At 59.9% G+C, this 26,277-nt stretch carries 30 protein-coding genes; 15 read left to right on the top strand and 15 right to left on the bottom strand.

The window, feature by feature from the left end:
* The first annotated feature begins 29 nt into the window (after nt 1–29).
* The 9 genes from IU397_RS05770 to IU397_RS05730 all read left to right on the top strand — a co-directional run bounded on the left by IU397_RS05770 (nt 30) and on the right by IU397_RS05730 (nt 9,354).
* On the top strand, nt 30–1,076 hold the full coding sequence (locus tag IU397_RS05770) for a hemin-degrading factor (RefSeq protein ID WP_204411685.1): 1,047 nt from the start codon (nt 30–32) through the stop codon (nt 1,074–1,076).
* Entirely contained in the window at nt 1,073–1,948 is an 876-nt protein-coding gene (locus IU397_RS05765) for a hemin ABC transporter substrate-binding protein (RefSeq protein WP_370541615.1), read from the top strand. The genes IU397_RS05770 and IU397_RS05765 overlap by 4 nt, the downstream gene beginning before the upstream one ends.
* A complete protein-coding gene (locus tag IU397_RS05760) occupies nt 1,949–3,019 on the top strand; it encodes an iron ABC transporter permease (RefSeq protein ID WP_204411683.1) in 1,071 nt (356 codons plus the stop codon).
* The gene (locus tag IU397_RS05755) at nt 3,020–3,823 is read left to right on the top strand and encodes a heme ABC transporter ATP-binding protein (RefSeq protein WP_204411682.1); all 804 of its coding nucleotides are present in this window, start codon (nt 3,020–3,022) and stop codon (nt 3,821–3,823) included.
* Between the two features lie 42 nt (nt 3,824–3,865).
* Nucleotides 3,866–4,177, top strand: coding sequence for an antibiotic biosynthesis monooxygenase (locus IU397_RS05750; RefSeq protein WP_204411679.1), 312 nt, complete (start codon nt 3,866–3,868; stop codon nt 4,175–4,177).
* Between the two features lie 267 nt (nt 4,178–4,444).
* Complete coding sequence (locus IU397_RS05745; RefSeq protein WP_370541626.1) at nt 4,445–5,674, top strand: imelysin family protein; 1,230 nt, start codon at nt 4,445–4,447, stop codon at nt 5,672–5,674.
* Nucleotides 5,675–5,772: 98 nt separating this feature from the next.
* The gene (locus IU397_RS05740) at nt 5,773–7,287 is read left to right on the top strand and encodes a di-heme oxidoredictase family protein (protein ID WP_204411978.1); all 1,515 of its coding nucleotides are present in this window, start codon (nt 5,773–5,775) and stop codon (nt 7,285–7,287) included.
* A gap of 1 nt (nt 7,288) precedes the next feature.
* Nucleotides 7,289–8,284 carry an imelysin family protein gene (locus tag IU397_RS05735; protein ID WP_204411675.1) on the top strand — a complete coding sequence of 332 codons (996 nt, stop codon included), beginning with the start codon at nt 7,289–7,291 and terminating at the stop codon, nt 8,282–8,284.
* A complete protein-coding gene (locus IU397_RS05730) occupies nt 8,284–9,354 on the top strand; it encodes a DUF1513 domain-containing protein (protein WP_204411673.1) in 1,071 nt (356 codons plus the stop codon). The genes IU397_RS05735 and IU397_RS05730 overlap by 1 nt, the downstream gene beginning before the upstream one ends.
* 15 nt (nt 9,355–9,369) lie before the next feature.
* On the opposite strand, the gene IU397_RS05725 is transcribed toward IU397_RS05730, so the two are convergent.
* The 12 genes from IU397_RS05725 to IU397_RS05670 form a co-directional block, all read right to left on the bottom strand.
* Nucleotides 9,370–10,371 (bottom strand): energy transducer TonB, encoded by a 1,002-nt coding sequence (locus tag IU397_RS05725; RefSeq protein ID WP_204411671.1) that lies wholly within the window; start codon nt 10,369–10,371, stop codon nt 9,370–9,372.
* Nucleotides 10,368–10,751 (bottom strand): biopolymer transporter ExbD, encoded by a 384-nt coding sequence (locus IU397_RS05720; RefSeq protein WP_239479636.1) that lies wholly within the window; start codon nt 10,749–10,751, stop codon nt 10,368–10,370. Before IU397_RS05720 ends, IU397_RS05725 begins: the two co-directional genes overlap by 4 nt.
* Nucleotides 10,752–10,761: 10 nt before the next feature.
* A complete protein-coding gene (locus IU397_RS05715; protein ID WP_204411667.1) occupies nt 10,762–11,145 on the bottom strand; it encodes a biopolymer transporter ExbD in 384 nt (127 codons plus the stop codon).
* Nucleotides 11,145–11,846: a MotA/TolQ/ExbB proton channel family protein gene (locus IU397_RS05710; protein ID WP_204411665.1), complete on the bottom strand. Its 702-nt coding sequence runs from the start codon at nt 11,844–11,846 to the stop codon at nt 11,145–11,147. The genes IU397_RS05715 and IU397_RS05710 overlap by 1 nt, the downstream gene beginning before the upstream one ends.
* 315 nt (nt 11,847–12,161) lie before the next feature.
* Nucleotides 12,162–12,647 carry a hypothetical protein gene (locus IU397_RS05705; RefSeq protein ID WP_204411663.1) on the bottom strand — a complete coding sequence of 162 codons (486 nt, stop codon included), beginning with the start codon at nt 12,645–12,647 and terminating at the stop codon, nt 12,162–12,164.
* Nucleotides 12,644–13,120, bottom strand: coding sequence for an RNA pyrophosphohydrolase (locus IU397_RS05700; RefSeq protein WP_204411661.1), 477 nt, complete (start codon nt 13,118–13,120; stop codon nt 12,644–12,646). The genes IU397_RS05705 and IU397_RS05700 overlap by 4 nt, the downstream gene beginning before the upstream one ends.
* Nucleotides 13,121–13,176: 56 nt before the next feature.
* Complete coding sequence (locus tag IU397_RS05695; RefSeq protein WP_204411658.1) at nt 13,177–14,514, bottom strand: S41 family peptidase; 1,338 nt, start codon at nt 14,512–14,514, stop codon at nt 13,177–13,179.
* A 7-nt stretch (nt 14,515–14,521) separates the two neighbouring features.
* The gene (locus IU397_RS05690; protein ID WP_204411656.1) at nt 14,522–15,538 is read right to left on the bottom strand and encodes a murein hydrolase activator EnvC; all 1,017 of its coding nucleotides are present in this window, start codon (nt 15,536–15,538) and stop codon (nt 14,522–14,524) included.
* 2 nt (nt 15,539–15,540) lie between these two features.
* Nucleotides 15,541–17,055 (bottom strand): 2,3-bisphosphoglycerate-independent phosphoglycerate mutase, encoded by a 1,515-nt coding sequence (gpmI, locus tag IU397_RS05685; RefSeq protein WP_204411654.1) that lies wholly within the window; start codon nt 17,053–17,055, stop codon nt 15,541–15,543.
* A 102-nt stretch (nt 17,056–17,157) separates the two neighbouring features.
* On the bottom strand, nt 17,158–17,628 hold the full coding sequence (rlmH, locus tag IU397_RS05680) for a 23S rRNA (pseudouridine(1915)-N(3))-methyltransferase RlmH (protein ID WP_204411652.1): 471 nt from the start codon (nt 17,626–17,628) through the stop codon (nt 17,158–17,160).
* Nucleotides 17,628–18,002 (bottom strand): ribosome silencing factor, encoded by a 375-nt coding sequence (gene rsfS / locus IU397_RS05675; protein ID WP_204411650.1) that lies wholly within the window; start codon nt 18,000–18,002, stop codon nt 17,628–17,630. Before rsfS ends, rlmH begins: the two co-directional genes overlap by 1 nt.
* A gap of 144 nt (nt 18,003–18,146) precedes the next feature.
* Nucleotides 18,147–18,692, bottom strand: coding sequence for a hypothetical protein (locus tag IU397_RS05670; RefSeq protein WP_204411647.1), 546 nt, complete (start codon nt 18,690–18,692; stop codon nt 18,147–18,149).
* 91 nt (nt 18,693–18,783) lie between these two features.
* On the opposite strand from IU397_RS05670, the gene IU397_RS05665 reads away from it, so the two are divergent.
* Entirely contained in the window at nt 18,784–19,320 is a 537-nt protein-coding gene (locus IU397_RS05665) for a DUF2975 domain-containing protein (RefSeq protein ID WP_204411645.1), read from the top strand.
* A gap of 35 nt (nt 19,321–19,355) precedes the next feature.
* On the top strand, nt 19,356–19,538 hold the full coding sequence (locus IU397_RS05660) for a helix-turn-helix domain-containing protein (RefSeq protein ID WP_370541625.1): 183 nt from the start codon (nt 19,356–19,358) through the stop codon (nt 19,536–19,538).
* Here IU397_RS05660 and IU397_RS05655 read toward each other — a convergent pair.
* Both IU397_RS05655 and IU397_RS05650 read right to left on the bottom strand, forming a co-directional pair.
* Nucleotides 19,499–20,845 carry a mechanosensitive ion channel domain-containing protein gene (locus IU397_RS05655; protein ID WP_204411640.1) on the bottom strand — a complete coding sequence of 449 codons (1,347 nt, stop codon included), beginning with the start codon at nt 20,843–20,845 and terminating at the stop codon, nt 19,499–19,501. The two genes, IU397_RS05660 and IU397_RS05655, sit on opposite strands and share 40 nt — an antisense overlap.
* Before the next feature lie 77 nt (nt 20,846–20,922).
* Nucleotides 20,923–21,522: a heme-binding protein gene (locus tag IU397_RS05650; RefSeq protein ID WP_239479634.1), complete on the bottom strand. Its 600-nt coding sequence runs from the start codon at nt 21,520–21,522 to the stop codon at nt 20,923–20,925.
* Between the two features lie 228 nt (nt 21,523–21,750).
* On the opposite strand from IU397_RS05650, the gene IU397_RS05645 reads away from it, so the two are divergent.
* The 4 genes from IU397_RS05645 (at nt 21,751) to IU397_RS05630 (ending at nt 24,887) form a co-directional block, all read left to right on the top strand.
* Entirely contained in the window at nt 21,751–22,269 is a 519-nt protein-coding gene (locus IU397_RS05645) for a hypothetical protein (protein WP_204411638.1), read from the top strand.
* A 179-nt stretch (nt 22,270–22,448) separates the two neighbouring features.
* A complete protein-coding gene (leuC, locus tag IU397_RS05640) occupies nt 22,449–23,855 on the top strand; it encodes a 3-isopropylmalate dehydratase large subunit (RefSeq protein WP_204411636.1) in 1,407 nt (468 codons plus the stop codon).
* On the top strand, nt 23,855–24,379 hold the full coding sequence (locus IU397_RS05635) for a hypothetical protein (RefSeq protein WP_204411634.1): 525 nt from the start codon (nt 23,855–23,857) through the stop codon (nt 24,377–24,379). The genes leuC and IU397_RS05635 overlap by 1 nt, the downstream gene beginning before the upstream one ends.
* A gap of 61 nt (nt 24,380–24,440) precedes the next feature.
* Nucleotides 24,441–24,887, top strand: a complete 447-nt coding sequence (locus IU397_RS05630) for a hypothetical protein (protein WP_204411632.1) — start codon at nt 24,441–24,443, stop codon at nt 24,885–24,887.
* A 56-nt stretch (nt 24,888–24,943) separates the two neighbouring features.
* On the opposite strand, the gene IU397_RS05625 is transcribed toward IU397_RS05630, so the two are convergent.
* Nucleotides 24,944–26,209, bottom strand: coding sequence for a PP2C family protein-serine/threonine phosphatase (locus tag IU397_RS05625; protein ID WP_204411629.1), 1,266 nt, complete (start codon nt 26,207–26,209; stop codon nt 24,944–24,946).
* Between the last annotated feature and the right edge of the window lie 68 nt (nt 26,210–26,277).

Here is a 26,277-nt window from a genome sequence, read left to right as displayed (position 1 = left end):
GATGACTTCTCAAAATACAGGGTTCGACAATGGCTGATTTGACACCCGGCGAAATCCGCGAGCTTTGCATGAAAAACCCCAAGATGCGGGACCGTGACCTGGCCGAACAACACGGTCTGACGGAAGCGCAACTGGTCGCAGCCTTTGTGGGCCAGGGCACGAAGCGCGTCGTATCTCACCCCGATGACCTGATGGAAGCCGCCCATGATCTGGGGGAGGTCATGGCGCTGACCCGCAACGCCGCTTGCGTTCACGAAAAGATCGGGACGTATGACAATTATCATCCCGGCGCACATGCCGCGATGGTCCTGACCGACCAGATCGACCTAAGGATCTTTCCCAGCCATTGGGTTCATGCCTTCATGGTCGAAAAGGAGGCGCAGACCGGTCTGCGCCGGAGCATCCAGATCTTCGACGCGGCGGGCGATGCAGTTCACAAAATCTTTCTGCGTGACCACTCTGATTTGGGCAGCTGGGATCGGCTGAAATCGACCCTCGCGATCAATGACCAAAGCCAACAGATCGATGTCGTGCCGCGTAAACCTGTTGAAGCCGCGAAATCCGATCCGGCCAAAGTGGATATCTTGCGCAAGGAATGGGGACGCCTGACCGATACCCATCAATTTCTACGTCTGACCTCAAAGCTGAAAATGAACCGGCTGGGGGCCTATCGCATCGCCGGTGCGCCCTTTGTGACGCCGGTGCGCCCGGCATCGATCACCAAGATGCTGGAGGCGCTGGCGGAGCGCGAGACCGAGGTGATGATCTTTGTCGGAAACAAGGGCTGCATCCAGATCCATACCGGCCCGATCAAAACCTTGAAACCGATGGGGCCGTGGCAAAACGTGATGGATGCCCAGTTCAGCCTGCACTTGCGACAGGATCATGTGGCAGAGGTTTGGGCCGTCGAAAAACCCACCCAGCGCGGACCGGCTCTGTCGGTTGAGGCTTTCGATGCGCAGGGTATGCTGATTTTCCAGGTTTTCGGGATCAGCAAAGAGGGCCGCGACAGCCGTGCGGCATGGTCTGATATCGTCGCCGGACTGGACAGCTTGCAACAGGAGCCAGCCGCGTGACCCGGTGCCGTGACAACTCCTATAGCCTGATCCTGCTCGCCCTGCTGACCGCGTTGTGGAGTGCCGCACTTTGGGCTGCGACAGACACCACCGAAGACGAAGCGGATGTCCTGTCCATCGGTGGCTCTGTGACAGAGATCGTTTATGCCTTGGATCAGCAACACCGACTGATCGCCCGCGACACCACCTCCACCTATCCCCCGGATGCCAGCCAGTTGCCCGATGTGGGCTATATGCGCGCCCTTTCGCCCGAAGGCGTCTTATCCGTCGCACCCAAACTGATCCTGTCCGAAGAGGGGGCGGGACCGCCTGAGACGATCGAATTGCTGGAGGCCGCCTCGATCCCGTTCATCACCATCAAGGATGATTACAGCGCATCCGGCGTGGTCGATAAAATCCTCGCGGTCGGCCAAGCCTTGGATGTGGAGCCCGAGGCCCAGAAGCTGGCCGACGAGGTCGCCAGCGCGTTAAATACAGCGGTCGAACGCAGTGCGATGGCTGAACGCAAGCGCGTGCTGTTCATCCTCAGCACCCAGGGTGGGCGCATTCTCGCCTCGGGCACCGATACGGCAGCGGACGGCATCATCCGTATGGCCGGTGGGATCAACGCCGTCTCGGCATTCGAGGGCTACAAGCCGATGACAGATGAAGCGATCAGCCTGGCCGCACCGGATGTCATTCTCATGATGGACCGCCGCGGCGATCACAGCACCGGCGACGCGGATCTGTTCGCCATGCCTGCCATCGCCACAACCCCGGCCGCCGCGACAGGCTCTGTCGTGCGCATGAACGGCCTGTATCTGCTTGGCTTTGGTCCGCGTACAGCCGACGCAGTGACAGATCTGAACACAGCGCTTTACGAGCACGACTAGATGAGCGTCCTGGCCGACACCCGGGCTGTCCAGATCATTGACCGCAGCCAGCGGGCCCGGGTCGTGGCTGTTGGCCTAGCGGTCCTGTTGATCGTGGTCAGCGTCAGCAGCTTGGCCATCGGCGCCTCCGGCACGTCCCTCTGGCGCGCCTTGGGGGATATCGCAGCGGGACGCAGAGCGACGCAAACCGCATCGGTGGTTCTGTGGGAAATCCGCGCGCCCCGGCTGGTGATGGGTATCTGCGTCGGCGCGGCTTTAGCGGTTTCGGGGGCTGTCTTGCAAGGGCTCTTTCGCAACCCGCTCGCCGATCCAGGTTTGATCGGGGTGAGCGCCGGGGCCGGATTGGGGGCGATCACAGCCATCGTTCTGGGCGCGGCACTGCCAATGTGGATCGCACAAGCCGTGGGCAACCAGCTTGTGCCTGTTGCTGCCTTTCTGGGCGGTTGGGCCACCACGATCGTGTTATACCGCGTGGCCACCCGGAATGGCCGCACGTCGGTCGCCACCATGCTGTTGGCCGGGATCGCCTTGGCTGCCTTGGCCGGGGCCCTGTCGGGCATCCTCGTTTACATCGCCGATGACCGCCAATTGCGGGACCTGACATTCTGGGGCCTGGGATCCCTTGCGGGTGCGACTTGGGACAAGGTCACGGTTGCTGCCCCGATCATCGTTGTCGCCATCGCGGTCGCCCTGACCCTGGCGGGTGGGCTCAACGGTTTGGCCCTGGGGGAGGCAACGGCCCGTCACATCGGCATCCCCGTACAGCGGATGAAGAACCTTGCCATTCTCACGGTTGCCGCTGCCGTGGGATCCGCCGTTGCCGTCTCTGGCGGGATCGGGTTCATCGGGATCGTCGTGCCGCACCTGTTGCGCCTGGCCACGGGGCCCGACCACCGCATGCTTTTGATCAATGCCGCGTTGTTGGGGGCAAGCCTTCTGCTGTTAGCCGATGTGATCAGCCGGGTGATCATCGCGCCGGCGGAGTTGCCCATCGGGATCGTGACAGCGGTTTTGGGTGCGCCTGTTTTTTTGTGGATCCTGTTGCGTCGGCGCGGGTTGGTGGATCTGTAAATGCTGATGGCACACAATATCTCGGTGCATCTGGGCCATCGTTCAATCCTGTCAGATGTCACGTTTTCTGCCAAGGCCGGGGAACTGACGGCCATTGTCGGGCCAAATGGCTCGGGCAAGACGACCTTGCTGCGTGCCTTGACCGGTGATGTGGCATACACTGGCCAGATCACAATTAATGACCGCGCGTTGCCCGATCACCCACCATGGGAGCTGGCGACGATCCGCGCCGTCCTTCCACAGGCGACCGTTCTGGCCTTCCCCTTCACAGTGATCGAGGTCGTGCGCATTGGCCTGCACAGCGGTGTATCGGGTGGCCGGGATGACGTGGCGCTTCACGCCCTGCACCGGGTCGGCCTGGGCAGCTATGTCAATCGGGTCTATCAAGAGCTTTCGGGCGGCGAACAACAGCGCGTGCAGCTGGCTCGCGTTCTGGCACAGGTCTGGGATCCGGTAATGGACGGCACCCCACGATGGCTGCTGCTGGATGAACCGGTCGCCAGTCTGGATATCGGGCACCAGTTGGGCGTGATGGACATCGCTCAGCGGTATGCACAATCCGGCGGTGGCGTCGTGGCGATCATGCATGACCTCAACCTGACTGCGCTTTACGCGGATCGGGTGGCGATCCTATCAAACGGCAGGGTGCTGGCAGATGGTACCGTGTCCGACGTTCTGACCGATACGTGGCTGTCGCGGGCCTATGGATGTGATATTCGGGTCAACACACCGCCTGCCCCAGGCAAAACCTATATCCTGCCGCATGCCGCAACGATTGCCGTCCACCGCAAGCTCGTGTCATGACGTTTGCAGCCTCGCCCCATACCGAACAGCCGGAGATCCCCTATGTATATCGCGATGAACCGCTTCACCGTGACCACCCAGAATGCCAAAGCTTTTGAGGCATTGTGGCTGGGCCGGGACAGCCACCTGAAGGACATGGACGGTTTTGTCGAGTTTCACATGCTGAAAGGGCCGGAGGATGAGGGCAAGATTCTCTATGCCTCCCACACGGTATGGGCCTCGGAAGAGGCATTTCGCGCCTGGACCCGCAGCGATGCATTTCGCGCGGCCCACAAGGATGCGGGATCAACCATGAAGTTGCATGAGGGCGCCCCCACATTCGAAGGCTTTTCGACAATCCAGCATATCGCCTGATGCGCCGCTTGCGGGTTGTGCCTGCCCGATATGAGAGTGAAAGACGCGTCCCCGATCGGGCATGCGTCAAGTAGCCGACTTTTTCAGTCAATTATATCGTTGCATTTCCCGAGTAAACTACTCAACCTTATGGACGCGTAGCCAACCGATCTGTCCGGCTCAGCCAACGCTTGGGGGTCACCACGAGGCATGCGTGCCTCGTCGGAAAAAGGGACAATGATCATTATGAAACAATTCACTCTTGCCATCAGCGCCATTGCGCTTGGGATGGGGTCGGTGGCATCTGCGCAAGCGGAGACCGATAAAGCGGCCGTGCTCGATACTTACGCCAACATCGCTGCCGCCAAATACACCGATAGCCTGATCACAGCGCAGCGGCTGCAATCTGCTGTGGATGCACTGATAGCGGAACCATCGGCAGAGGCCTTGCAAGCGGCAAAAGAGGCATGGCTCGCCGCCCGTGTGCCCTATCAACAGACAGAGGTTTATCGCTTTGGCAACCCGATCGTTGATGATTGGGAGGGTAAGGTGAATGCATGGCCACTGGACGAGGGCCTGATCGACTATGTGGACGCGTCCTATGGCGGCCCTTCCGATGAAAACGATCTGGCGGTGCTGAATGTGGTTGCCAACTCCGCTTTCACCCTGTCGGGGGCCAAGGTTGATGCAAGCCAGATCACCCCGGCACTGTTGGAGGACACCCTGCAGGAGGCCGACGGGATCGAAGCAAACGTTGCCACCGGTTACCACGCCATCGAGTTTCTGCTGTGGGGTCAGGATTTGAACGGCCACGGACCGGGTGCCGGAAACCGCCCATGGACGGATTATGCCGCAGCGGATGCCTGCACAGGCGGCAATTGCGACCGCCGCGCGGAATATTTGAAGGCGGCGACAGATCTGTTGGTCACCGATCTGGAATGGATGGCGGCACAGTGGGCCGAAGATGGGGCTGCCCGCACCGAACTGGCGAAAGATGAGGATGCCGGGATATCCGCGATCCTCACCGGCATGGGGTCCCTGTCTTACGGCGAACAGGCTGGCGAACGCATGCGGTTGGGCCTGATGCTGAACGATCCCGAAGAAGAGCATGACTGCTTTTCCGACAACACCCATAACAGTCACTTCTATGACGGGATGGGCATTCAGAACGTCTATCTTGGTGCTTATGTCCGGATCGATGGATCGCTGATCTCGGGGCCATCCCTATCTGATCTGACGGTGGCGGCGGATCCCGCGTTGGATGCCGAGATGCAGGACAAACTATCCACTACAATGATGGCTCTTGGCCGGATCAAGACCGCCGCCGAGGCAGGGTTCAGCTATGATCAAATGCTGGAACGTGGCAACGAGGCTGGTGAAGCGCTGATTATGGGTGGTGTGGACGGCCTGATCGACCAGACCCGGAGCATTGAGCGTGTGGTCGCAGCCCTTGGCGTTGAGAGCATCTCGTTCGAAGGGTCCGACAGCCTCGATAACCCGGGCGCCGTCTTCCAGTAAGCCCCAACCGGCCCCGTCCAAGCCCATGGGCCGGACGGGTCCGCCACGCCAGCATCAGTTGAGATAGGACCAGGGTCAAAATGACGCCCAGGACACGGATGGAACGCTGCAGCCTCACAATCCTGGCAGCGGTGGTCGCGACGACGGCGTCTGCCGATCCGCTGGACGAGCCACATCTGAATATCATACCGCGCACCGAGCAGGAGGCGGCACGCATCGCAGCTATTACCGCCCTGGCGACCACATTCAACGCGCCACAAGCCTATGAAGGGTTGTCCGCAGGGGCGGCGACAGTGCGTGTGACGTCAGATACCAATGCCTTTTCCCAGCCTTCTGGAAACATAGGCTTTGATGATGAACTGACCTTTAAGGTCGGCAATGGGCTGTTTCGCAAGCTGTGGGTGTCCTCGCCGTCCTCGACCCTCGCATCCGACGGGCTGGGCCCGCTTTACAACGCCCGTTCTTGCCAGCGCTGCCATATCAAGGACGGTCGCGGGCATCCGCCTGAAGGGCTTGATGACAACTCCATCTCAATGTTTTTGCGCATCTCGATCCCTGGGACAGCCGCCGATGCCAATACTCTGATCAAAGGCTACCTCGCGACCCTGCCCGATCCGAACTATGGCAGGCAGCTTCAGGATTTCAGTGTGGCTGGTCACCCGTCGGAGTACCGTCTGAGGATCACCTATGAAGAGACCGAGATCCTGTTATCCGGCGGAGAAACAGCGCGGTTGCGGCAGCCGACCTACGCGGCCACCGATCTGGGTTATGGCCCACTTCACCCCGATGCGATGCTCAGCCCGCGCGTTGCACCGCAGATGATCGGCCTTGGCCTGCTGGAGGCCATACCGGCGGCTGATATCATTGCTGCGGCGGACCCCGATGATGCTGACCGCGATGGCATCTCTGGCCGCCACAACATCGTGTGGTCGGCGGAATATGATAAACCTATGCTGGGCCGGTTTGGCCTGAAAGCTGGTTCCCCCACCGTTCGGGAGCAATCTGCGGGGGCATTTGCGGGTGATATCGGGATTTCGACGCCTCTTTTCCCCGCAGCATGGGGGGAATGCATGCCAAACCAAGGTGCGTGTCGAGAGGCGCCGCACGGGGATCAGGATGATCGCGGGTTCGAAGTTGATGCCGCAGGCCTTGATCTGGTGACGTTCTACAGCCGCAATCTGGGTGTGCCCGCGCGCCGTGATCTGGCGGATCCAACTGTTTTGCGCGGCAAGGAGGTTTTCCACACAACCGGATGCACCTCGTGCCATACGCCATCATTTGTAACACACCGGCTGCACGATCAACCTGAACAAAGCTTTCAATTGATCTGGCCCTACACCGATCTGCTGTTGCATGACATGGGACCGGGCCTTGCCGATAATCGGCCCGAGGCGCGGGCAACCGGTACGGAATGGCGCACACCACCGCTGTGGGGAATTGGCCTGACCGAACAGGTCTCTGGCCACACGTATTTTCTGCATGACGGTCGGGCACGATCGCTTCTGGAGGCTGTATTGTGGCACGGAGGTGAGGCGCAAAGCCATCGTGACGCAGTGATCGCAATGCCGCCAGACGACCGCGCAGCCCTCATCCGTTTTCTGGAAAGCCTTTGATATGCGCAGTTGGAAAGCCGCCATCCTGATCATGATCGCAATGCCAGCCTGGGCAGAAACGCCGGATATCGCAGGGATCGTCGATGACCATATCCTTCCGGGCTATCAGGCGCTCGCAGCTAGGACTGCGGGGTTGGCGGACGCCGCCCAGGCCGATTGCACTCCCGGCAATGCGCACCTGAACACGGCCTATCACGCTGCTTTCGATGCCTGGATCATGGTCAGTCACCTGCGGTTTGGCCCGTCAGAACAAGATGATCGCGCCTTTGCGCTTGCCTTCTGGCCGGATACGCGCGGGGCCACCCCCAAAACGCTCGCAGCACTTTTGCGGGATCAAGATCCGGTCGTCAGATCGCCCGAAGCCTTTCAAACCGTATCAGTCGCGGCGCGTGGATTTTATGCGCTCGAACTCCTGCTTTATGATCCGCAGTTTCAACAAAACGAGGCTGTCGGATATCGCTGCACGCTCATTACAACATTGACCCAGGGAATAGCCGCTTCTGCTGCCGCGATCTTGGACGATTGGGAGGGCGGTTATGCCGACCTGATGCGAGGCGCCGGATCGAATGACACGTATCGCAGCCCGGATGAGGCGGTGCGCCAGATGTTTACCGCCCTGTCGAGCGGGCTGGAGTTTACCGCTGAGACGCGACTGGGTCGCCCCATGGGCACATTTGACAAACCGCGCCCGAATCGAGCTGAGGCGCGCCGCTCCGGTCGGGCCCTGCACCATGTGACGCTGTCCCTGACAGCGACCCGCGATCTGGCAGCGGCTCTGTCAGGTGGCGATACCGATCTGGACGCGGCCTTTGGGCGCGCTATCAACCGCGCCACCGCGCTGGATGATCCGGTTCTGGCCACGGTTGCCACGCCCGAGGGGCGGTTTCGGGTCGAGGTCTTGCAGCAATCGATCACCGATATCCGTCAACAAGTCGCGGAGGATCTGGGCCCGCGCCTTGGTATCGCGACGGGCTTTAACTCACTGGATGGCGATTGATGGCGGATCGGCGGTCCTTTCTTGCCGGTCTGCTGGCAACCGGGCTCTGCCCGACGCGCGGTTGGGCGGATTTGGGCAACCCGGCTTATCTGGCGGCTGCGCGCTTGCCATCGGGCAAATACGCCTTGTTCGGTTTGAGCAATGACGGCGCGCCACTTTTCCAGATCCCTCTGCCCAACCGTGGCCATGCCTCCGCGGCCCATCCATACCACGCTGTTGCCGTCGCCTTTGCCCGCAGACCCGGTACGTTTGCACTAGTGATCAACTGTACGTCCGGCACGGTCATTGCGCGCCTGACCGCGCCGGGGGGGCATCATTTCAGTGGTCACGGCACCTTCTCTGCCGATGGCGGGCTTCTGTTCACCGCGGAGAATGACTTTGAAAACGCCCGCGGCATGGTTGGCGTTTGGCGCACCGGCGATTATGCCCGCCTCACCGCCTTTTCCAGCGGCGGCATCGGCCCCCATGACCTGAAACTGATGCCTGATGGCCGGCGGATGGTCGTGGCCAACGGTGGGATAGAAACTCACCCCGATACCGGCCGTACGAAGTTGAACCTGCCGACGATGCGCCCCAATCTGACCTATCTGTCGCTGGACGGGGTGGTCGCAGATCAAATCGAACCACCGGTGGAGTGGCACAAGAACTCAATCCGGCATCTTGCGGTGCATGGGGACGGCCGGGTCGCCATCGCCTGTCAATGGCAGGGGGATCTGTCTGATGTGCCACCATTACTTGCCACCCATGACGGTGGCGCGGCCCTCGCTTTTCGCGCCTCCGGACATGGTTATGAGCGGCGCATGCAGGGCTATGCAGGCAGCATCGCAGTATCGCGCAATAGCCGGATTGCCGTCACCGGACCCCGCGGCGGTCTGGCGCTGATTTTTGACCGTTCTGGCCAATTCCAAGACACCATCACTGAACAGGACATCTGTGGTGTGGCTCCCGCAGCCGATGATCTGGCTTTCACAACCGGCCTTGGCCGCGTTCTGTTTCCGATCGCCACGACATGGGTGACACGCGAACATGATCTGCAGTGGGACAATCATCTGATCGCTATCGCCGGGTGACGTGATCTCGCGCTGCTACCCGTCGAACCGGATCGCAAGGTTAAAGCTATGGCTGCGCCCCCTGATGCCAGATGGCGCCTTTGGGAAACGCCCGGCCCGTTGAACGGCCTGCATTGCCGCACGGTCAAGGGTGCGATCTCCCGAACTGCGCGCCACCGACACTCCGGCAAGCTGACCGTTCACCGCCACCACAATGTTCACGGTCACCGATCCACGCGCGCGAACGGCGCGCGATTTGCGACGATCAATGCGCGTGCGGATCTGGCTGCCCCATTGCGCCATGAGGTTCCGCCGCTCTGCCCGGGAAAGGCTGGCCGTGCCAGACCTATCGGCCCCGGCCCTGGCCCCGCTCCCCTGGCCTGCCGCCTGCCTTTGATTTTGGGATCGGGTTGCTTGATTTCTATCCGGTTCTGCCGCCCTTGGGCGTTGTGCCGGATCTCGTGCCGCGGCCTGGTTCGTGGGCTCTGGCGCCGCTTTGGGCCGGTCAGGTCGCGGGGGTGGTACGCGCGACACTTCAGGTGACAGCGCGCTGCTGTCCGGATCAGAGGGCAAGGCCGCCACGACCTCTGGCGGGGCCTGGTCAGTTGGTGCGACAGGCGCCACCTGTTGTGCCGCCGGGGCAGCTTGCATCGTGGGTGCCACTGGCGCCACGCCCACGGATTGCGGCACGTTCAGCGATTGGGTCACCGGTACTGAGGTTGTAGCGGATACAGCCTGATCTTCCGGGGGGGACGCAACCTTGGCCGGGGCGACCGATGGACGTGTCGCTTGAACCGAAGCCACCTGGGCCACGTTGTCCGCTGTCACGGCATTCGGTTTTTCGACCTCATCGGCCAGATCGACACTGGCAATCATGGCGGCCAGATGCGGTGTCATCGCCTGCAGGCTCACATCACTATCACCTCCGGCACCTGCGTCGCCCTGGGCCCCCGAGGGCACCTGCAGAAACAGCGCGAGATGGATCAAAAGAGCAAATCCGCCAAAGACGCCCCATTCGAGGATGCGCGCAAACTTCATGGTGCCGCCGTTACGAGGGCAACGCGTGTCACGCCCAATTGCCCCAGCTGGGTCAACAGAGCCGCGATCACAGCCCCTTTGGCCTGGTTATCGGCGCGAAGTTCAAGCGGTGTGCCCTCTTGGACCATCGCAACCTCTTTCACGGCCGCGATCGCTGCCTCACCGGTATGCTCACCAAAGGCCACCTCGCCCCCGGCAGAGATATGGAGCACCAGATCACCTTCGGCGCGCTCCTCCTGCTCCGCCGTGGGCAAGGCTACGGGGAAGGGTTCCGGTGGTGCGATCTCTGCCGTCATCAGGAAAAAGATCAGCAACAAGAATACGACATTGATCATCGGAACGATGCTTTCCGGCCGGGTCCGGCGGGGTCTGGTGGGCAATCGCATCGCCTTACTCCACCATAACGAATGACACGTGGCCCGCCGCTTTCAACATTGCCATCGTTTCCACCAGACGTTGGAGAACCACACCCTCCCCGGCCCGTATCACGATCAGATCGCTTTCCGTTTCGACCAATGGGGCAAGCTGGACCGCCAGGGCATGTTCCGCAACGGCCACTCCGTTCAGCCGTAGACCGTCCGATAAAACATCAATCAGGCGCGGCGGCCCCTGATTTCTTTGCTCACCCTGGGATCCAGCCAGGTTCAGCGGCATCACGGTATCGATGCCAAAGCGGGAGGCCAGCATGAAAAAGACCAGCAGCAGAAAGACCACATCGATCATCGGGGTCAAACTGGGGCGGCGTGCACGCCTGCGTGGACCAAGTCGCAGCATTACTCAGCCACCGCGGTGAAGGCTGCCGGCGGGGTGGCCCCATGTTGAGGAGGATGACCGCGATGCCTTCCGGTAAAGATCTGAGTGGCCAGATCTTCAATATCGGCCTGCACGCGATCGGCAATGCTTTCGAACCAAGTCAGCGCAGCAGAGGCCGGGATTGCCACGGCCATTCCTGCCGCTGTGGTCAAAAGCGCCTCCCATATGCCACCTGCCAAAGCAGCTGGATCAGCGCGGGATCCTGCGTCCTGCAAGGCTTGAAACGCCTCGATCATGCCAAGCACGGTTCCTAACAGGCCAATCAGCGGGGCGATTGTCGCGATAAGTTCAAGGGCACGCAGACCGCTGCGGGTGCGGGCTAGCTCGATCTGGGCAATCCGCTCCGTCTCCTCCCGCATATGGTCTTCGGGCACCGCGGTGCTGGTAAGGCTGGTCAAGGCGCTGTGTACGACGCGCGACCTAAGATCCCTCGCCCTGTCGACCGCGGACAATGCGGTATCCCCGTCGCCGCATCGCCACAGCCGCACAGCATCCCGCGCCCGCGCACCGGCCCAGGCCCCGAGGATTAACAGGCGCCAAAGCTTCCACAGGATCAAGGCAACTGTGACCACGGAGAGGCCCGCAATGACCCACATCGCCGGACCGCCTTGCGCCAGGAACTGCTGGACTTCGCCAAGGGCGTCGGGGACAGTATCCAGCATATTATGCCTCTTCCCCGGATCGCGGATCGGATTGGGCGATCTCCTGGGATGAAGCCTGCCCCATAGTACCTGGGAAGATGGCTGATGACGTGTCGATGGCAACTGCTGCGCGCATGAGCGGCCTACCCTTTAGCGTTTGGTTTCGGGGGGAGGGCTGGCTCAACGACCAAATCGGCAAGGTACCAATTCGTCGCGTTATGCTTGCTCTTCAAGTTAACAAATAATGAACGGGATCGACAAGGTGCAATGGCTCAAAGCAGCGATCGACCGCGGCTGGGCTCAAAACTTCCGGTGGGTCACAGGCTCGCGCGCCGATTAGAATTCCGCTGGTTCACAGGCGCCACCGCGATGGCACATTTCAACGTCAGCCAGCATCTCGGGCGCAGGCTTGCTGAAATACTGGGTGCCACAGGGATCCATCTGGATGACAGCGCGCGGTTGGGACTGTTTTACAAAGATCAATGCACGTTCCTGGCCCGGAAAGTCGCCACACCACGGACCGGCGCACATACTTGTAACATCGACCCGCAGATTTACCGATTTCTGAAAGCCCTGGGGCCCCAGCGCCTTTCCCGTGACGCGACCCGATGCCGTCAAATCCGGGGCTTCATGGAAGGTACCCGTGTCAGGGCGTACGGGGGCAGGGCCGTCCAGGGTAACCTGGCCGAGAATGACGTAATATACGTCTGACGCCTCAGAGGCATTGATATAGCTGGCCACGGGGTCGGGTCGCATGCAGCTCAGTGCCTGAGCCTGACCACAGATCAACAGCGCTGTCATCAAACCAAACACCTGTTTCATGGAAAGTGTCCCCGAAAAGCGTCAAGAACCTGTTCATAGATCTCACGCTTGAACGGCACGATATTGGCCGACAATTCACCCGGTGGCAGCCAGCGCCAATCGGAAAATTCGGGTTCGCTGGTCTGAATATTGACTTGAGCGTCGCTGCCGTCGAACCGCATCAGGACCCAAAGCTGCTTTTGCCCCCGAAAGCGCCCGCCCCACAATTTACCTTGCAGGCTGTCAGGCAGGTCATAGGCCAGCCAATCTGACGTCTCATCCATGACTGTCACCAGGTTGGAGGTAATACCCGTTTCTTCCTCCAACTCCCGCAGGGCAGCTGTCCTGGGATCTTCGCCTGGATCGATACCCCCTTGCGGCATTTGCCAGGCAACGAGGTCACTGTCCAAACGCTGGCCCACAAAGACATGGCCATCTGCGTTCAACAGCATCACGCCCACGCAGGGCCGGTATGGCAGATCATGGTGCGTCATGGATTTAACCTAACAAGGGGCCTAAGCGGGGCCGTGACACGACCCCGCCCGGTGTATCATTCCGGGCTGTCGATGGCTGAAAGGCCCTTCAGGATGTCGATGGCGTAGGCCAGCTGATAGTCCTCTTCGCGCAATTTGGCCGCGTCTTCGGCTTTCTTGCGGTCAGCCTCAATGATCCGGCGTTCATCTTCGCTGACCGAGTCGTTGTCCAAGCTGCCGCGTAGGTCGGCTTCCGACCGGCTGGGGCGGTTGCTCTCCTCTTCCTCGGTCTCGGCTTCCAGGTTGGTGCGGGGTTGAACCACCACGATGTCCGGTGACACGCCCAGCGCCTGGATCGAGCGGCCCGATGGGGTGTAATACCGCGCGGTGGTCAGGCGCATCGCGCCGTCACCACGCAATGGCATCACCGTCTGGACAGATCCTTTGCCAAAGCTCTTTTCGCCAACCACAATCGCACGGCGATGATCCTGCAAGGCTCCGGCGACAATCTCGGACGCGGAGGCAGACCCGCCATTGATCAGCACGACCATCGGTTTGCCAACAGCCAGATCACCTGGCTCGGCATTGTAGCGATCCCCATCTTGCGGATCGCGACCCCGGGTCGAAACGATCTCTCCCTTCTCCAGGAAGGCATCGGACACCTTGATGGCTTGCGTGAGCAGACCGCCCGGATTGTTGCGCAGATCAAGGACAAAGCCGTTGACCGCCTCCATGCCGCCAGCTTCTTCCACGGCCTTCTCAAGACCGGATTGCAAGTTGGGGAAGGTCTGATCGTTGAACGTCGTCACCCGCAAAACGACTGTTTCGCCTTGGGTTCTGGTACGAACGGCGGTCAGGGTGATCGTGTCGCGAATGATGGTGACGTCGAAGGGTTCATCCGCGCCTTCGCGCACCACGGTGATCACAATTTCGCTGCCCACGGGGCCGCGCATGAGTTCCACAGCATCATCCAGGGTCAGCCCCAGAACACTTTCGCCGTCGACATGGGTGATGAAATCGCCAGCTTCGATCCCCGCCTCATCCGCGGGTGTGTCATCGATGGGCGAGACGACTTTCACAAAGCCTTCTTCTTGCGTGACCTCTATCCCCAGCCCACCAAACTCGCCGCGGGTCTGTACCCGCATATCGCTGGCATCTTTTGGCGACAGGTAGCTGGAATGGGGGTCGAGCGAGGTCAGCATTCCGTTAATTGCCGCTTCGATCAGCTCGCTTTCATCGACCTCTTCGACATATTGCGCGCGGATCCGTTCAAAGATGTCGCCAAACAGATCAAGCTGCTCGTAAATGCTGGTCTTGCGCTCCGTCTCTTGGGCAATCAACGGACCAGCCACCTGGGTGGTGATCACAGCACCGGCCAGGGTGCCTCCCAATGCGGCCATCACGAACTTTTTCATCTTGCTCCTATCCGTCCTTTGCCCCGGCGAACCAGTCTGCCGGATCCATGGGCGTTTGTTTAACTCTTAACCCTATATAGAGCGTTTCCGGCGCCGGGGCGCCACTCACTTCTCCGCGTTCCACGGAATGGGCATCCTTCGGCTTGGATACCCCTGTCAGGCCCAATGGCGCACCAGCCTCAACGATTTCTCCCGGTGTTCCATATACCTTGTCCATCCGCGCCAGGATCAGATGTGTTCCGGCTTCGGGCTCTAACACGATCACCTGCCCCAAATCCAGCAACGGTCCCGCATAGCGGATTGTCGCAGCCATCGGCGCGGTCACCAGGGTCTGCGGTGCAACATTCAGGATCAATGCGCCCTCTTTGGCGGTCCGGGCAACCTGCTCTCCCACCGGCCATGGCAACCGACCTTTAAGCTCAGCCATTTCTGTCGCGGCCGGGCCTGGTGCAGCACCCAAACCATCGCTGAACTCGGCCAGCGTCGTGGTCGCTGCCAGCAATCCGGCCATCTGGGCTGGGTCGGATAGAAATCGCGTGGGGATATCTGTGCGGGCCGCCATGGCGGCGGTCAGATCAGAGCGTGCAGTCTCGGCCTTTGATGCGGCATCCTGCATGGCGGTTTCCGCAGTTTTCACGGCAGACCGGGCTTGCATAAGGGTTGCAAGGCTGCTCCTTAGCGATGTCGCACGTCTCTCTAGTTCCGGCCTTAGACCAACGAGCAACATCTCGGCCCGCGAAGCCGCGATCGGCCCACCGGGATGGGCTAACGGTGCCGCGTCGCCCTGGCGGGACATCATGGCCAGGATGGTCGTCAGGCGGGCGATCTCGTCCCGCTGTGCCTGAAAAACCAGTGTTTGGGTCTGTTCCGCTACGCGCGCCTTTGCCAGACTTTCGGCCAAGGACGCCTGCTCATTCTCATATCCGCGAATGGCCGTCGTTAGCGAGTCAATGTCATGCTTGCCTATGTCTGCCAACCCGGCGCTTGCCATGGCGGCATAGATCAGGACAGCGAAACGCCACATGGTCATGATCCGATCAGCGACCGGCCCGTCATTTCATCGGGCTGCACCAGCCCCATCAGGGCCAGGATTGTCGGCGCCAGATCGGCCAGCCGCCCATGGCGAAGTGTGGCGCCTTGCGGGCCACCGATCAGGATCACGGGCACGGGGTTCAGCGTATGGGCCGTATGCGCACCGCCGGTCTCAGGGTCGATCATAACCTCACAATTGCCATGGTCCGCGGTCACAACCATTGCGCCACCTGCGGCGCTCAAGGCTTTCATCACCTGCCCCAACCCCCGATCCACGGCGGCGCAGGCCGCCATCGCAGCCTTAACATCGCCGGTATGCCCGACCATATCCGGGTTGGCATAATTCGCGACGATCAGGTCGTACCCTGTCTCGATCGCAGAAACGAACCGCTCCGTCACCTCCGTGGCGGACATTTCAGGCTGCAGATCATAGGTTGCAATCTTGGGAGAAGCCGGCATGAACCGGTCTTCACCATTCTCTGGTGTCTCCCGCCCACCATTCAGAAAGAACGTAACATGGGGGTACTTCTCGGTCTCGGCAAGTCGAAACTGGCGCTTGCCATGGGCGGCAACCCAGGCACCGAGCGTATTGGTGATGGTCTGCTTAGGAAAGACCGTCGTCATATAGGCGTTGTGTGCCTCGGAATAGTCGACCATGCCCAGTCTTGCGGCCAGTTCCGGCGCCGGGCTGCGATCAAAGGCATCAAAGTCCAGCGCGCAGATGGCCGCAAGGATCTCCCGCGCACGGTCAGCGCGGAAGTTGAGGCAGAAAAAGCCATCGCCACCCTGCATTCCGGTATAATTACCAATGACATGGGGGGGGATGAACTCATCGCTCTTGTCATCGGCATAGGCCGCCTGAACCGCTGCCGCGGCACTGTCGGCCTGAATACCCTCGCCGCGCACCATGGCAGCGTGGGCGAGTGCGACCCGATCCCAGCGATTGTCGCGGTCCATCGCGAAGTATCGCCCGCACACGGTGGCAATCCGTACACCGTCCGGCACTTCGTCAGCCAGCCGATCAATGAAGCTATCGGCAGAACGTGGAGCGACGTCACGCCCATCTGTCACCGCATGCAAGGCAACCGGAACACCAGCATCCGTCAAAACCCGCAGGGCGGCCAGCACGTGGTCGATATGCCCATGCACCCCACCGTCAGAGATGACACCCATGACATGGGCAACTCCGCCAGATGTCTTCATCCGGTCAATGAATGCGACCAATGCCGCCTCGTGGGCAAAGGTGCCCTCTTCGATCGCCAGGTCGATCTGCCCAAGATCCATCGCCACGACCCGACCAGCGCCAATATTGGTATGCCCGACCTCCGAATTGCCCATCTGCCCCTTTGGCAATCCGACATCCGGCCCATGGGTGATGAGTGTCGCATTGGGATATTCGGCCATCAGATGATCAAAAACTGGGGTTTCGGCCAGCAACGGCGCGTTGCCTTCCGGCCTGTCACTCAGACCCCAGCCATCCAGAATGCACAAAACAACAGGTCCGGCCATCGAACATCCCCTTCGTCTTTGTGCCTTCTAGCGATCCGGGGGCAAAAGCAAAACCACTGCCCCATCATGTGTCTACAAATATCCTCGCCAAAGGCCTAAACTCTAAATCCGATGGTACGGTGCCCCCGCCAGGATGGACATGGCGCGATATAACTGCTCGGCCAGCATCACCCGCACCAACATATGCGGCCAGACCATGGTGCCAAACGACAAAACCTGATCCGCCTCTGCAACGAAATCTCGCGCCAGACCATCTGCACCGCCAATGACAAAGGTCGCATGGCCGTGCCCGGCATCGCGCCAGCCAGCCAGCGTATCTGCAAATTTGGGGGAGGTCAGGGTGCGCCCACGCTCATCCAAAGCGACCATCACGCTACCTGTGGGTCGCGTCTTGCGTAGCAATACGGCCTCTGCGGCCATGCCGCCGCCTTTGCGGCCGTCTACCTCAATCACGTCGAACGCGCTGAAGCCGAGGGATCGCCCGGACCGTGCGGCCCGGGTCAGGTAATCCTCCACTAGGTCGCGTTTCGGCCCCGCACGCAAGCGGCCAACCGCCAAAACGCCAACCTGCATCAGGCGTCGCTACGCTCCGCGGATGAAGCGCCCTGGGGCAACCACATCTTTTCAAGCTGGTAAAACTCGCGCACTTCCGGGCGGAAGACATGGACAATCACGTCGCCGGTATCGATCAAGACCCAGTCGCCTGCATCTTTGCCTTCGATCTTACAACTGCGGTCATGCTCCTGCTTGAGCGTCTCGACCAGTTTTTGTGAGATCGACGCGACTTGACGCGATGATCGGCCCGAACAGATCACCATGTAGTCGCCCATTTCGGATTTACCGGTCAGGTCGATCTGCACGATCTCTTCGGCTTTATCTTGGTTCAATTGGATCAAAATGCGGTCAAGCAGCTGCTCGCTGGTCAAAGCATTGTGCTGCACCGTCATCGATGCGCTGGCCGTCGCACGATCAGGCGCGACCTGGACAGAGTGAGACAGGACATGGTCCTCCGGGTTGCACGTCGCTCAGCCCCGACGCTGGGCATGATAGGAAAATAGCATTGGATCGGTCAAATCTCAAGATTTGTAACGTTATATGCCGCAACGCTCCAATGGTTCATCCTCAAACAGGGTCGAGACACGACCCCGACGGATCAATGGCAGGAACTGCCCATCGGGCTCGACCCGCAACCAGATCGACCCGCGGGCGCCGTCAGTCGGGCCAGCGCCCCGAATGCAGCCTTCGATGGCAATTCCCAGCGATCCATCAAGATCCGCCTCATCCTGCATTTCCATCTGCCGGATCCGCGCCTGCAATGCCCGCATGCGTGCCCTATCGGCGGGTGCAATCCGATAGAAGGCCATGCGCCCGTCCGCCGGTGGCGCCCCTGCGATTTGGTCACGCCGCTGCAACACGAATTGGGCTGAGGCATGTTCACCGGTGAGCTTCTGAACAGCCGATAACCTCAACACCTCGGACCCTGCGCTCAGGTCCAGTCCATCGGGTATATCCAGCGCTACTTCCAAGCCCGCAGGATCCACCGTCAGGGGCGAAAACTGGTCCAGCTTCGCCACGGTAGATGGCACCACCGCCCCGCATCCCTTTAGGATCAAGGCCAGACCAATTGCAACAATCAACAGGACACAACGCGAAAGCGTGAGATTCTCCTTTGACATAATTTAATTAACGTGAAACAATAAATAAATGCGATGTAAAGGATAAACATTCATGTCGAATACTAGGCGGATCTCGCGGCTTGCGCGCATTCTGCGCACCACGGTGTTGTTAATGCTGTACGCGCTCCCTCTATTTGTAATCGTCCCCTTGCTGACTTACCCGGATCTGTCGGTTCCCATCCGTGAAGAGTACAGCGACTACAACCTGCCCCATGCGTTTGCGACCTGGCAGATCGCGGCTTATATCGCCGTCTTCTCAGTGGGGCTGGCCATTTTGGCGATCCCGCTTTGGCATCTACACCGGCTCCTGGCGCGCTATGCTTTGGGCGAAACACTCAGCCCCGCCTGCGCCCAGGCTCTGCGTAGGATCGGCCAAGGTTTACTTGCTGTCGCCGCGTTCAGCTTTGTCTCGAACACCATCGACATTCTTATCCTGACCGCGCTCAACGCATCGGGCGAACGCACGCTCAGCATTGGGATCGAGGACTCGGATCTTGCCTTGGTTCTGGCCGGAACGGTTGTGATTCTGGTTGGCTGGGTAATGGGACAGGCGGCCGAAATGGCGGATGAAAACCGGAGCTTCATATGACCGCCCCGCACCGGATCGAGGTGCGACTTGATGTCATGATGGCGCGGCGCAAGGTCAGGGGGCGCGATCTGGCCGCTGCCATCGGGATCACCGAACAAAACATCAGCCTGCTGAAATCTGGCAAGGTGAAGGGCATCCGGTTTGAGACCCTGGCCGCGATCTGCACCTATCTGGACTGTCAGCCGGGTGACATTTTGGAGGCCGTGCCAGTTGATTGATCCATCCCCGCCTCGTCCAACATGCGGATTTCACGCTGCGGGAAGGGGATGGAGATGCCCGCTGCCTCAAACGCATCCCACAGCGCCAGAAAGACCGCCCCACGGATATTGGTCAGCCCGCCGGTCGGGTCAGAGATCCAGAACCGCAGGATGTAATCGACCGAGCTGTCGCCGAACCCCACGATATGGCAGACCGGGCGGCGATCGTCCAAAACGCGCGACACGCTGGACGCGGCTTCAATGGCGATGGCCCGCACCTTGTGGGGATCGTTGTGGTAAGCCGTCCCGAAATGGATATCCAACCGCACGAAATCATTGGAATGGGACCAGTTCACCACTTGGCCGGTGATCAGATCCTCATTCGGGATCAGGTATTCTTTGCCGTCCCGCGTGGTGATCGATACATAGCGCGCCCCCAGCGAGTTGATCCAGCCAAAGGTCTCTCCCAGGCTGATCACGTCCCCCGGTTTGATTGACTTATCCAGCAGGATGATGATGCCGGACACCAAGTTTGACACGACCTTTTGCAACCCGAAACCAAGGCCAACGCCGATGGCGCCTGACAAGACAGCAAGCCCGGTCAGGTCAAAACCAACCGCCTTGAGACCGATGAAAAAGGCGGCCCCATACAGCACCAGTTGCAACACCTTGACCACCAACACCTGCATGGACGGTGACAGATCCTCATTCTGTCTCACGCGCGTCGATGTTGTCTGGGTGATCAGCCGCGCCAAGGTCAGCAAGACGCCCGTGGCCACAAGAGCCTGCAGCAACAGCAAGACCGAAAGCCTGAATTCACCAAATTCGAGGGCAAGGGTGTCGAGCAGTTGGTAGGTTTCGTCCAATAACCCAACGTAGTAGAGCGTGACCCAGATCCACGCGCCCCACGAGACCAGGCGCTGCATGAAGCGATTTCGGATCAATCGCGTGGCCAAGGCCACGATAAGCCATGCTGTCGCGATCGAGGCAACAAGGGTCAGAATGTACCGCGCCGATGGCCAGACAATGATTTGACGCACCACTACAACGGCAATCCACGACAGAATTACGAATAGGATTAGTCGCAGGCGCTGTCGGATCACGACCATCCATCGCAGCCGCCATTTGGCCCAACCTTCGCGATTACGGGTCCAGGCCTGCAACTTTGGCTCTAACCAAAGTGCCAACAGATGGGCGACGGCCAGCAAAACAACTGCCAAGACGATCTGTGTAAACTGCCGCGGGCTGAGGATCAGGGCGGCCAAGCTTTGGAACCGAGCCCACAGGGATAAAATCAGATCAACGAGTGTATTGAGATCGGTATCCAAAAATCACGCCTTGCTGAGCTCAGGTGGCTCAGCTTGGCATGGCGACCCGCAAGGTCACAAGGCTTTGCAACCTCGACTCAATTTACGGCAATGGCCACCTCGTTGCGGCGGTTCCACGGCATCGTGAACGGATCATCGTAGAAATAGTATCGGACTGATCCGGCCGCCGTTAGTCCCCGCTCGGCCATCCAGGCCCGCAATGCCTGTTCCTTTTCGCGTAACTTGGCGCTGTTCCACCGGCCAGAAAACTGGATCGTCGCTTGCCGGTCCCCTGGCACCTCAACGATTCGCACGGTGTCATCCATCGGTTTGGGCAGCGCTTCCATGTCATACTGGCTTGGCATGGCAAACCGAACCAACCAGCCATTCTTGCCGGGGATCTGTGATACAGGCGCGGTCATGGCGATGCTTTCATCCGCCGAATTTCCACCAAAGATGAATTTAGCCAATGTCCGAAACCCGCTGCTGGCAGCCTGGTTGCGCGAACCGCCTTTGGCCACCTCAGCCACCAGATGCGGCTCATAAAGCCGCACCTCAAAAGGCCCATCCGCCTGTTGAACGGAATAGGTGGGGATTTCGTAACCCTTGTACATGTTCGCCCCCGCAATGGTGGACATCAAAGCCAGCGCAATCGCTCCGATCAAGGCGACATGCAGTGTCACGTAAGAACTGCGCATCACTCTCTCCAATCATATTAACTTCATGGTCATTCGTGGCTGTTACGTCTCATGTCAGGGATCGGATCATCCCTGCGTGCATTTGGGCCGGGCGAAACGACGCTTTGGTGCACACGGTGACCCAGCTTCCCCCATGTGCGACCCACAATTGACCAAGAGCCGCCTCAGATCCGTCTTGTTTCAGCGGTGTATAAATACCCGTCAACCGGGGGCAGGCAGGCAATATCCATGCGACCATACATTCAGTTCATCTATGCAACCTTGCTGCGGTTGCAGGCCGGATGCGCTGCGGTGCTGTGTCTGGCCTTCCTGACGTGTCTGCCTGGGGCAGTCCGTGAGGGAGCCGCCTTGAAGGGGCCGCTGCTATTGAATGGCGCCGCGCTGCTGGTCTGTGTTGTGATCCTGGCCCCAAATCTTGTGCCGACATGGGTCAAACGCCCCGGCCACTTTGTTCATGCAGCGGGAATGATCCTTGGTCATTGGGCACTAACCAGCCTTTTCCTTTCGGCCGCGACGGCCAGCATCGTCTCTCTGGGGCTGGACGAAACCCCCTCCCGCGTGATCACCACGGGCGCCGCGTCGATCCTGGGCGGGTCTGGGGCCGCATTGATGCTTACGGGCCTGATCCTTTCGGTCTGGACATCGGATCACCATCTCGACCGTCACACCCCCTATGCGTTGGACGCCGTACCGATCCCCCATGATCCGATGGAACTGCGCGCGCTGCGTCGGTCCGGCCTCGGATAGCCGATCTTGCCGTCATGGGCCGGGCGTTGTATCCAACTGGTATGACTATCTTCCTTGATATGGATGATCGCGCGCGCCTGACGGAACGGTTCCACGGCGCGACCCGGTCTGTGCTGGCACGCTCCTGAGCGTCCCGTGCTGCCACTGATCTAGATCCATTCACAAACGGGAGCGGACCGATGTCCCCCAAGACGCTGTACGATAAAATCTGGGATGCCCATGTCGCCCACGAGGCGGATGACGGCACCTGCCTGCTCTATATCGATCGCCATCTGGTGCATGAGGTCACCAGTCCCCAAGCCTTTGAGGGGCTGCGCATGGCCGGCCGCAAAGTACGCGCACCAGAAAAAACCATCGCCGTGCCGGACCATAACGTCCCCACCACACCGGGCCGTGAAAATGCCGATAACATGACAGAGGATAGCCGGATCCAGGTTGAGGCGCTGGACAAGAACGCCAAAGATTTCGGCATCCACTATTATCCCGTGACTGATATCCGCCAGGGCATTGTGCATATCATCGGCCCCGAACAGGGATGGACCTTGCCCGGCATGACCATCGTCTGCGGCGACAGCCACACCGCCACCCATGGTGCCTTTGGTGCGCTGGCCCACGGCATTGGCACATCCGAGGTCGAACATGTTCTGGCCACGCAAACTCTGATCCAGAAAAAATCCAAGAATATGAAGGTGGAGATCACCGGCAAACTGGCGCCCGGCGTTACGGCCAAGGACATCACCTTGTCCGTCATCGGCAAAACTGGCACGGCGGGTGGCACCGGCTATGTCATTGAGTATTGCGGTGAGGCGATCCGCGATCTGTCCATGGAAGGCCGCATGACCGTTTGCAACATGGCCATCGAAGGCGGCGCACGGGCAGGGCTTATCGCGCCAGACCAGAAAACCTATGACTACGTTCAAGGCCGCCCCCATGCGCCGAAAGGTGCGCAATGGGAGGCAGCGCTCAATTGGTGGCAGACCCTTTATTCCGACGATGATGCCACATGGGACATGGTTGTCACGATCAAAGGCGAGGATATCGCCCCCGTTGTCACCTGGGGCACATCTCCCGAAGATGTGTTGCCCATCACCGCAAAAGTGCCCGCGCCAGAGGACTTTACGGGCGGAAAGGTAGACGCCGCCAAACGCTCGCTCGACTATATGGGCCTCGCTCCAGGCACGCCCCTGTCGGATGTGACCATCGACACGGTCTTTATCGGGTCCTGCACCAATGGCCGGATCGAGGATTTGCGCGCTGCCGCCGCCATCCTAAAGGGCAAAAAGATCAAGGATGGCCTGCGTGCCATGGTCGTCCCGGGTTCCGGCCTGGTCCGCGCCCAGGCAGAGGAAGAGGGCCTGGCGGGCATCTTCAAGGATGCCGGATTTGAATGGCGCCTCGCCGGGTGCTCCATGTGCCTGGCCATGAACCCCGACCAATTACAGCCGGGAGAGCGTTGCGCGGCCACGTCCAACCGCAACTTCGAAGGGCGCCAAGGCCGCGGCGGACGCACCCATCTGATGAGCCCTGCCATGGCTGCCGCCGCCGCCGTTACCGGCAAGCTCACAGATGTGCGTGAGGTGATGTAGTGCGGCGTCTGGCGGTGGTGTTGGCCATCGGATTGGGTGTCGCATTGCCGGCCGGCTCAGTGGCCGCGCGGGACTATGAGTCATGGCGAACTTTGGACTATGGCGGCGACAACAACCGTGCTGGTGCCATGTCATGCACAAATGATTACCTGCACATGGCCTGCATGCACTTTGCCTGTGAAAGGCGGGGCCAGACCAAGCTCACCTTCTCAGACCTCGGCTTTGTGCGCGATCTTCAGCGTGATCCGGCCGAACCGCGGCGTACCAAGGTGCGGATCGACCTCCCGGATGGGGCGCGCTTTCAGCTGGCGGCGAAACGTGTTTCGGTCAAGGGCACGGCCTACAATGTGGTCGTCGCACAAGGCTTAGATGATCCGCGGATTGTTGAGAGTTTTGCGGAGTTAGAGGATGGGGATACCAAGCGCCCTATAACCGTCAGCCCCCCTGACGGTCGTCGAACCGCCTTTGAAACTGGATATATCGGTTTCGCGATGGGGCAAATGCCAGAACTTTGCGCGAAATAGAGTGGCGTTTCGAACCATCCCGGGTGACATGGCTCTGTCTTATCTCTTAGGATACCCGTTAATGCGTCTTTTCCTACTCAGCCTGCTATTCATCCCGCTGCCCGCCAATGCCCAGTGGAGTACGTTTGACCATGACGGGCGGGAATATGCCTCCATTTGTTCGGATGATGCGGATGAAACCTGTGTCTATCTGACCTGCGAGGGCAACACACCATCCTTTTCGCTCGTCAGCTTGGGCGCATGGGCTGTGAAAATCGGCGATGAGTACCCGATGTTTCTGAGCATCGGTGGAGGGGGCGTGCGGGATCTGGAGGGCGAGGTGGAAGCAGCCGCTGGGTTCGGCCCCGAATTTTTTGCCATCAGCGCAAAGATCGGGCCAGAACAGGTTACCTTGCTGAAAGAGCAGATGGCTTTTGCGGTTGGCCTGTCTAACGGTGAGTTATGGACATTTAACCTGCGTGGATCCGGCGCGGCGCTGTCATCAGCTCTCGCGCAGTGCGGTTCTTAGGCATCTACCTTCGGTTTGCGCCCCAATCATCAGGGTAACGTCCCGGCATGGCTGAGTCAGTCTGCGTTCACTTTAGCGCCGCCAAACTCGAACAGGATGGCAGAGATGTCGTCTGGAAAGTCCTGTTCGCCTGCATATTTCGACAGATCCCACGTCAAAGCTTCCATGAATGCCGTGCCTTTGACATCGCGATTGCGGCGCAAAAGATCAGCAGTGCCCGCATCATCCAGCAGTTCGCCATCCGCATTGGGGCATTCCGTCACGCCGTCGGAGACAATGCACAACCGATCACCGGCTGAAAGTCGAACGGTAAATGTATCGTAATCCATCTCGGGGATGAGGCCGATGGGTGGCCCACCTGCGCCAACATGTTCGATCTCGCCATTGGCGCGGTGGATCAACGGATGCGGGTGACCAGCTTGCACCATCTGCACCTCCCCCGAAACCAGATCGAGGTCCGCGAAAACCATTGTAAAGTAGTTCTCCGTTTCCATTTCGGTCAGAGTCAAATGGTTGAGGATTTTTGCAACTTGGTCAGGGGGATATGAGTCGTAAATCCCAAACTCACCTTCGATCAGGGCCACATTCTGATCAGGAGACGAACTGGATAGATAGCCGGCCAGTCGCGCGGTCATCAACGCAGACGCGATACCATGCCCGGACACGTCAATGGCGAACAATGCCACGCGGCGGGCACTTATCGGAAAAAATCCGACCAGATCACCCCCAACATGCCCGCTGGGGCGCAGCAAAAGAGACAAATCGGACGCCCCAAAGGACCGGTACCGCTCTTTCACCAGGGATTGCTGAAGTTTGCGCGCTTCCTGAAGGTCACGATCAACCGAGTCGTATAGCGCATTCATCTTATCGAGCGTTTCGGTCACGAGCCTGTTCTTCGCCACAAGCTCCTCCTGCATGCGCAGGATCCGCTCACCTGCGGTCAACCGGGCGCGCAATTCTTCGGAACTGACAGGTTTGGTCAGAAAGTCATCGGCACCGGCATCCAGGCCCAGAGCAATCTCTGCCTTTTCGCTTTTGGACGTCAAAAGCAGGAAATAGCCGTAGGACTCACGCTCTAACTGACGAAAAGCTTTGCAAAAATCCGGTCCGGTCATCCCCGGCATCATCCAGTCACTGATGACGAAATCGGGCGAGGCAGACATACATATGGCCAGACCCGCTTCAGCCGACTCGGCTTCCCAAGTTTCAAACCCCCAGCGCGACAAGAGTGAGGACAGGATCTTGCGCTGAAGTCGGCTGTCGTCAACGATCAGGACGGAACGCGACCTTGCGCGATCAACATCGCTTTCGGTGGCATCCATTGGACTTATTCCGGCGTTCACATGTTCCTCCGGAGTGGTTGATGCCTGATCCAACCCGTACTTTGGCA

Origin of the sequence: Actibacterium sp. 188UL27-1 (assembly GCF_016901225.1) — a bacterium.
In the GTDB taxonomy this organism is placed as follows: Bacteria; Pseudomonadota; Alphaproteobacteria; order Rhodobacterales; family Rhodobacteraceae; genus 188UL27-1.
This window is presented reverse-complemented; position numbering and strand designations above follow the sequence as displayed.